This is a genomic window from Mesorhizobium sp. M7A.F.Ca.CA.002.05.1.1 (assembly GCF_003998335.1).
Lineage (GTDB): Bacteria > Pseudomonadota > Alphaproteobacteria > Rhizobiales > Rhizobiaceae > Mesorhizobium.
Genome location: NZ_RZQI01000096.1, coordinates 4,167 through 11,306 on the forward strand (window position 1 = coordinate 4,167; position 7,140 = coordinate 11,306).

Below are 7,140 nucleotides of genomic sequence, written 5' to 3' on the forward strand. Positions count from 1 at the left end.
GCCTCAGCCAGTTCATCGAGCAGGACGCCAAGGCGCCGAATTCGGTTGTCCGCGCGCATCTTGCCAACATGTTCGTCGAGGTCGGTCGCCATCTTGCCGGCGATGCGCAGATCCGGGCCGACATGAACCAAGGGTTCGTGGTGGCTCTGGCGTCGTTCGTGGAGAGCCAGAAGGCCGGCGTGTCGACATTCATCGCCGACCAGGTCAAGCGCTGGGATCTTGCGCAGCTGACGCGGCTGATCGAGATGAACATCGGTCGGGACCTACAGTATATCCGCTTCAACGGCATGATCATCGGCGGGCTCGCCGGTGTCGTGCTCTATGTGGCCGAGCGGCTGTTCCTCGTGAATTGATGCGCGACCAGACTGGCGCTCACTCCTCCGTGTCCGAATGGACTCACGGCATGCGAGTGCTATTCTCCCGCCGAGGGTGCCCGCATCATGCGGCAAAGGGGAGCAAACGAGCATGGCGAAACAACCGGAATCCGATTCCTTCATGGACATGTTCGGCAGGTTCGGCCGCGACCTGAAGGTGCCCAATGTCGATGTCGAGGTGATCCTCGCCCATCACCGCAAGAACCTCGAAGCGCTGGAGAAATCGGCACGAGCCAGTGCCGCCGGCGCGACCTCGCTGTTGTCCAGGCAGCGCGAGATGCTGGAGGACACGCTGCGCGAGGTCACGGACATGGCGCAAAGCTACAGGGCGCCGGGCAATCCGCAGGAACTGATGACCAAACAGACGGAGTTTGCCAGAAAGTCTTTCGAAGTCGCATTGAAGAATGCGGGCGAAGTGGCTGAACTGGTCAAGAAATCCGGCGCCGAATCGGTCGACATCCTGCGCACGCGCATCAAGGAGGCGATGGAGGAAATCCGCGCCGGCTACGAGAAGAAGTAGCGGAAATGGCCGAGGCTGGCTCGTTGCTGCCAGCGGCCCCTGAAGCCTGGGAATCCCGTTTTAGCCTGCGACTGCGCTCGCGGCGTGGCACGATTGCGGCCGAAACCGGCGGAACGGATTCGCGCCGAGCGAATTGACAGAGGCCGTCAGTTCGTGGTCCGGAGGCTTTGGAAGCGATCGGGAAACCAGGAATGAACGAAATACGCCCTAAAGCGCCGCCGACCTACGAGCAGTTGAGGATGATGGCCGGGCAGGAGCTTGGCGTATCGGAGTGGACGACGGTCGACCAGAACCGCATCGACCAGTTCGCCGAATGCACCGGCGACCACCAATGGATCCATGTCGACCCTGAAAGGGCGCGGCGGCAAAGCCCGTTCCGCACGACGATTGCGCATGGCTATCTGACGCTGTCGATCATCGGCGCACTGGCGCTCGGCATGGGTATCGTGCCCGAGAACACCCAGGCTGCCTTCAATTATGGCTTCGACAAGGTGCGCTTCCTGGCGCCGGTCAAGGTCGGCGCGCGCATCAGGCTGCGCATCACGCTGCTGTCCATGGAGGACAGGGGTCCCGGCCAGTATCTCATGAAGGCAGCCAATACGGTCGAGATCGAAGGCGAGGAAAAGCCTGCCTTGACGGCTGAAACGCTGGTCATGCTCTATGAACGCCGCAAGCGGGCAGGCGCCTGAGCCTGTTTGGGAATTCTACTCTCTGAGCGGTGTGGCGCGTCACGAACCCCTGGATTCCGTGCGGCCTGCGGCGCGGGCAGAGAGCAGCGCGAGGACCAGCGCGATCAGCGCCAGCACTGTCGCCGTCTGAAATGTGACCTGCATCCCCCGGGCGGCCTCGGAACTCAGAAGACCAATGCTTTGGTGCTTTTCGGCCGATGCGACGGCGAATATGGCACCCATCAACGAGGCGCCGGTGATCAGCCCGAGATTGCGCGAAAGGTTGAGCAGGCCGGAGACGACGCCGCGCTGGCCGGCACTGATGCCGGCCATGACGGCTGCATTGTTGGATGTCTGGAACAGCGCGTAGCCGATGCAGGTGACGGTGATCGGAACGACATAGCCGGCAATGCCGAGCGTCACCATGGCGAGCGACAGCAGGAACGTGCCTGTCGTGAGGCTGAGCAGGCCGGCGACCATCATCTTGTGGGCGCCGAAGCGATCGGTCAGGCGTCCAGCCACCAGCGCCGACAGGGCCGAGACAAGCGGCCCGGTCGACAGCACGAGGCCGACCATTGCGGCATCGAGCCCAAGTCCTCGCGAAAGATAGAACGGGGCAACCACCAAAGTCGCCATCATTACCGTCGCGACAACGAGGCTCATGGCGAGGCTGGCGCTCAGTTGGAAGTCGCGGAAGCTGGCAAGCTGGATCAAGGGGTTTTTCACACTCGCCTGCGCGGCGGCGAAAAGAAAAACACCGATGCCGGCAGCGACCAGCAGGCCGACGTTGAGCGGTCCGAAATTGCCTCTGCCAAGCGTCATGGCCAGCGCATAGGCGGCCAATGTCAGGGCCAGCAGGGCAGTGCCCATGACATCGAACGTGCCTCGGTCGAGCCGCGCGGTTTTATTGCGTGCCGGCAAGGCACGCCAGGCGAGAGCGAAGGTGAGCACACCCAGCGGGACATTGACGAGGAAGATCGCGCGCCAGCCAAAGCCGGCGATCAAAAGGCCGCCGAGCGAGGGGCCAAGTGTCGTGCCGATCGCGGACATGGCGCCGAGCAGGCCCATGGCGCTGCCAATTCTGTCTTTGGTCACGGTTTCGGCGACAAAGGCCAGCGTCAGCGCCATCATCAGCGCCGCGCCAAGTCCCTGCACGGCGCGTGCGGCGATCAGCAGCCACAGCGTCGGCGCCAGGCCGCAGAGCACCGATGCCGATGTGAACAGCGCGATGCCGCCAAGCAGCAACGGCCGGCGTCCAAACATGTCGGCCAGCCGGCCGGCGCTGACGATCAGTGTGGTGATGGCGAGCAGATAGGCCAGAACAACCCATTGCACGGACTGGAACGTCGCGCCGAAATTCTGCATCAGCGACGGCAGCCCGACGCTGGCAATGCTGGTTCCCAGCGACGACAGCAGCGTGGCGAGCGACAGGCTTGCCAACGCCCAGCCGGCGGATTGCATCCGTGGTGGCGCCGATGTCAGCCCGTCCCGATTTTGCTCAGCGATTGCCACGGCGATCTCCTTCCATCAGTCCCACAACCGGAACTGCTGGAGATCTAGTTCCTTGGCCAATGTGGCGGAAGGCGCAGCATTTGCATCTTATTCGTGCGTTTGGCGCCATATGATGCCATGATCTGCCGATGACATCACCCGATCTCAACTTATTGTTCGCTCTCGACATCCTGCTGACCGAAGGCAGCGTGGCGCGTGCCGCCAGCCGCCTGCGCCTCAGCCCCTCGGCGATGAGCCGGACGCTGGCGCGGCTGCGCGAGGCTACGGGCGATCCGCTGCTGGTTCGCGCCGGTCGCGGCCTGGTGGCGACGCCGCGTGCGGAAGAACTGCGACAACAGGTGGGCCGTGTCGTCCAGGATGCGGAGGCGCTGCTGCGCCCTGCCACCTTGCTCGATCTCCCGAGCCTGGACAGGGTCTTCACGCTGCGCACCAATGAGAGCTTCGTCGAAGAATTCGCACCTCGTCTCGTTGCCCGTATCCAGGCCGATGCGCCCGGCGTGCGGCTGCGCTTTGCGCCGAAGTCCGATAGAGACGTCATGTCGCTGCGCGACGCGGCGATCGACCTGGACATAGGCGTCGCTGGCGAGACCGGACCGGAGGTGCGCATCCAGGCATTGCTTCGCGACTGCTTCATCGGCGCCGTGCGAATGGGCCATCCGTTGAGCGAGGGCACGGTGACGCCAGAGCGCTATGCGGCAGGCCGGCACATCAGCGTTTCACGGCGTGGCCGCGAGAAAGGGCCGATCGACGAGGCCCTGAACCGGCTCGGGCTGCAGCGGACAGTCGTGTGCATGGTTTCCGGTTTCTCGGCAGCCCTTGCCATGGCCCGCACATCAGACCTGATCGCAAGCGTTCCGGAGCGGCATACCGAGGGTGCACGCACCGGCATGCACAGTTTTCCCCTGCCGGTTGCCACCGCCGAGGTCACCATCTCCATGCTCTGGCATCCGCGCCTCGATGCCGATCCGGCGCAACGCTGGTTGCGCGACCGCGTGCGGGAGGTCTGCGCGGCGTCGCGCTGACAACGATGAGAAGCCTGCGCCAACCGCCCAGGCTTCTCATCTGTCCCGTCTATTCGGTTTGGCGTTTCTGCAAATGCCTCAGTGCGCCTAGTGTGAGCGTCGCCATGACCGAACAGTAGCCCACCAGCGGCCACGCCGTGTCTCCATCAAGCAGGATGACGAACAGCGTGCCGAGGATGCCGACGACAAGGCTCTGGATGCAGAAGTAGAGCGCGACGGCGGTTCCCGCGACATCGCCGAACGCCTCGAGCGCACCGTTCGCGGTGACTGAGACAGTGAAGACGATACCCGCGGCAACGACCCACATCGGTAAGACGAATGTCGCGAAGGACGGCGCCGCGAACAGTTGCCCGGCCGCAAGCAGAGCCGCGCCGAGCAGCAACATCGCCATACCTCTGATAGCACTGCCCGCGACGCCCCAACGTGCAATGAACTTTTTGGCGAAGCGGGTGGTCACGATCATCACCAGCGCCGCGGTGGCGAAGGCCAGGCTGAAACCGAGCTGTGAAAAGCCGGCGCGGTCCATGAGCACCCGCGGCGCCGTCGAAAAGAACACGAAGAAGGCGCCCATGGCGGCACTGAAGCCGAGCGTGTACGCCCAGAAGGCGAAGCTGGAGAGAATGGGACGAAACGCCATTCGCCTGTCGTTGCCATTGGTAGGTCGTGTTTCATGCCATCTCGGCCATGCATTGAGGGTGGCGGCTACCGCCAGACCGCCGAGCGTCAGGAAGATCGCGCGCCAGCCGAGATTGTCGGCGATCAACGCACCGGCAATCGGCCCTAACGCCGGCACGAAGGCCAGCATCGAACTGAACAGGCCGTAGATGACGGCACTTTCAGGCCTCTGCGCATAGACGTCGCGAACCGTTGCAAAGGTCGCAACGAGAACGGCGGATGCACCGATGGCCTGCACGACCCGCAAGGCGACGAACACCATGGCCAGCGAGGTGCAGGCGAGCAGGGCGGAAGCGCCTGCAAACAAAAGCGCGCCGCCGATCAGCACCGGACGCCTGCCGATCCTGTCGGAAATCGGGCCGAAGACGATTTGGCCGAGCCCAAGGCAGATCATGTAGAGGCTCAGTGTCAGTTGGATGACATCGGGCGATGTCTTGAGGATCTCCGGCATCGCCGGGACAATCGGGAGGTAGATGTCCATGGCCAGCGAGGCCAGGATGTCGAAGGGCGCCATCAGCACCATGGCTGCTGGCAGGGAAGTGGTCCATGTCGGGTTTTTTGGAAAAGGCATGATTGAACATCCGCTCAAATGGCTACATTTGGCGGCGATCTGCCGTTCGCACTGAAGATGGGAAATGACGGGCCGCCGCAACAACGAAGTGCTGTTGCGGCCTACTTGTCTGCTGACTTGCTGGTTCCCATAGTCGTTATCCCGGATCGCGCGGATATTCTCTCGACGCGCAGATCCGTCCCTTAGCAGCCGGAGGTTGTCCAGGCAACAGGATCAGCTTGGTCGCGCCAGCGCTGCCTCGATCACCCTGAAAATCCGCTCGTCCGTGCATTGGGCGACGTTGAAGCGCAGGAAGCGGCTGGCCGTTCCAGACAGGCTGAATGCGTTGCCGGGCGCCAGCACGATATTGTCGGCCAGAGCGCGGCGGGCCACTTCGGCCGCATCGACGCCATCCGGCAGACTGCACCACAGGAACAGGCCGGCCGGCTGGTCGATCCAGGGTGAGATGCCGATCGCCTTCAGGCGGGCGCCCGTCTCGCCCATGGCGCGCGCAAGCCGTGCGCGCAGCAAATCCATGTGCTTCCGGTAACTGCCGTCTTTGAGCAGCGTCAGCACCAATTCGGCCGCAAGCCGGCCGCCGCCAAAGGTGGTGGCGATCTTCAGGTCGGTCAGGGGCTCGATCCAGTCGCGGGGGGCTGCGATGAAGCCGCAGCGAACCGACGCCGACAGCGTCTTGGAGAAGCTGCCGATGTGGACGACGCGGTTCAGACCATCGAACGCCGCCAGCCTGGGGGCGGGCGCATGTTCAAAATCGGCGAAGATGTCGTCTTCGACGATAGTCAATTCCGACTGGTCGGCGAGCTTGAGCAGCCGATGGGCGGTGACTGGCGACAGCACCGCGCCGGTCGGGTTGTGGATGGCGGAATTGGTGATGTAGAGGCGCGGCCGATGCTCGGCCAGCGCCTGCGCGAACAGATCGATGTCCGGCCCCGACGGCGTGTAGGGAACGCTGACGACCTTGGCTCGGTGGGCGCGCAACAAAGCATGGAAGTTGAAGTAGCAGGGGTCGTCGACCAGCACGGTGTCGCCGGGCTCGATCAGGAACCGGCACAACAGGTCGATGGCCTGCGTGCCTGATTCCGTCAGCATGATCTGCTCGGGAGAGGCCTCGATGCCGTGCCCGGCCATACGCCGCGCCAGCAATTGCCGCAGCGGCGGCAGGCCGAGCGGCGTGCCGTAATCGGCCAGTGCGACATCGTCGGCACGCGCTACCGTGCGCAGTGCCCGGCGCAGACCGGCCTGCGGCATCCACGAGGCCGGCAGCCAGCCGCAGCCGGGTTTCAGCATGTCGTCGCCGGCCTCCAGGGACTGGCGTGAGATCCAGAGTGGATCGACCGCGCGGTCGAGGCGGGGGCCGATTTCGGCCAGCGACAGCGGCGCCAGCGATCCGGCGGCATAGAATCCGGAGCCCGGCCGCGAGCGGATCGTCCCTTCGGCGGCGAGCCGCTCATAGGCTTCGACCACGGTGGATTTGGACACTCGCATGGATTTGGCAAAGGCGCGGATCGACGGCAATTGCGCTCCCGGCGTCAGGCTGCGCGCCGCGATCCGCTGGCGGATCGTCGCCATGACACCTTCGACCAGCGTTCCGCTGCTCTCGCTTCCTGTGGTCTGTTTGTCCATCCGTACTGCTCTGCCAAGCATGACAGTTTTGCATAATTGTACCGCATTGTCTCTGGCGATACCACCGGCTCCGCGCGATACGGAGCCGACAAACGGAGCATACGATGGACAAGACCGCGAGCGGCTGGATGAATGGATTCATCGGCGTGTTGATCTTCAGCGGCTCCCTGCCGGC

7 protein-coding genes are annotated in these 7,140 nt (G+C 63.9%); 4 read left to right on the forward strand and 3 right to left on the reverse strand.

Annotated elements, in window-relative coordinates; translation table 11 throughout:
* The 3 genes from EN939_RS38935 to EN939_RS07610 form a co-directional block, all read left to right on the forward strand.
* Nucleotides 1-353 (forward strand): DUF445 family protein (locus tag EN939_RS38935; RefSeq protein WP_245473058.1); only part of this gene is annotated, 353 nt, incomplete at its 5' end.
* Nucleotides 354-465: 112 nt separating this feature from the next.
* Nucleotides 466-894 (forward strand): phasin family protein, encoded by a 429-nt coding sequence (locus tag EN939_RS07605; RefSeq protein WP_127267529.1) that lies wholly within the window; start codon nucleotides 466-468, stop codon nucleotides 892-894.
* A 191-nt stretch (nucleotides 895-1,085) separates the two neighbouring features.
* Complete coding sequence (locus tag EN939_RS07610; protein ID WP_127267530.1) at nucleotides 1,086-1,583, forward strand: MaoC family dehydratase; 498 nt, start codon at nucleotides 1,086-1,088, stop codon at nucleotides 1,581-1,583.
* Nucleotides 1,584-1,622: 39 nt separating this feature from the next.
* Here EN939_RS07610 and EN939_RS07615 read toward each other — a convergent pair whose 3' ends face one another.
* Nucleotides 1,623-3,074, reverse strand: a complete 1,452-nt coding sequence (locus EN939_RS07615; RefSeq protein ID WP_127267531.1) for an MFS transporter — start codon at nucleotides 3,072-3,074, stop codon at nucleotides 1,623-1,625.
* A 128-nt stretch (nucleotides 3,075-3,202) separates the two neighbouring features.
* On the opposite strand from EN939_RS07615, the gene EN939_RS07620 reads away from it, so the two are divergent.
* Nucleotides 3,203-4,096 carry a LysR family transcriptional regulator gene (locus tag EN939_RS07620; RefSeq protein ID WP_127267532.1) on the forward strand — a complete coding sequence of 298 codons (894 nt, stop codon included), beginning with the start codon at nucleotides 3,203-3,205 and terminating at the stop codon, nucleotides 4,094-4,096.
* A 49-nt stretch (nucleotides 4,097-4,145) separates the two neighbouring features.
* On the opposite strand, the gene cml is transcribed toward EN939_RS07620, so the two are convergent.
* Both cml and EN939_RS07630 read right to left on the reverse strand, forming a co-directional pair.
* On the reverse strand, nucleotides 4,146-5,342 hold the full coding sequence (cml, locus tag EN939_RS07625) for a CmlA/FloR family chloramphenicol efflux MFS transporter (RefSeq protein ID WP_127267533.1): 1,197 nt from the start codon (nucleotides 5,340-5,342) through the stop codon (nucleotides 4,146-4,148).
* Between the two features lie 213 nt (nucleotides 5,343-5,555).
* Complete coding sequence (locus EN939_RS07630; protein WP_127267534.1) at nucleotides 5,556-6,965, reverse strand: aminotransferase-like domain-containing protein; 1,410 nt, start codon at nucleotides 6,963-6,965, stop codon at nucleotides 5,556-5,558.
* Between the last annotated feature and the right edge of the window lie 175 nt (nucleotides 6,966-7,140).

What these genes read in the sequence shown, in the direction of transcription:
- EN939_RS07620 (WP_127267532.1), top strand. Translation starts at nt 3,203, where the DNA reads ATGACATCACCCGATCTCAACTTATTGTTCGCTCTCGACATCCTGCTG.
- EN939_RS07630 (WP_127267534.1), bottom strand. Translation starts at nt 6,965, where the DNA reads ATGGACAAACAGACCACAGGAAGCGAGAGCAGCGGAACGCTGGTCGAA.
- cml (WP_127267533.1), bottom strand. Translation starts at nt 5,342, where the DNA reads ATGCCTTTTCCAAAAAACCCGACATGGACCACTTCCCTGCCAGCAGCC.
- EN939_RS07610 (WP_127267530.1), top strand. Translation starts at nt 1,086, where the DNA reads ATGAACGAAATACGCCCTAAAGCGCCGCCGACCTACGAGCAGTTGAGG.
- EN939_RS07605 (WP_127267529.1), top strand. Translation starts at nt 466, where the DNA reads ATGGCGAAACAACCGGAATCCGATTCCTTCATGGACATGTTCGGCAGG.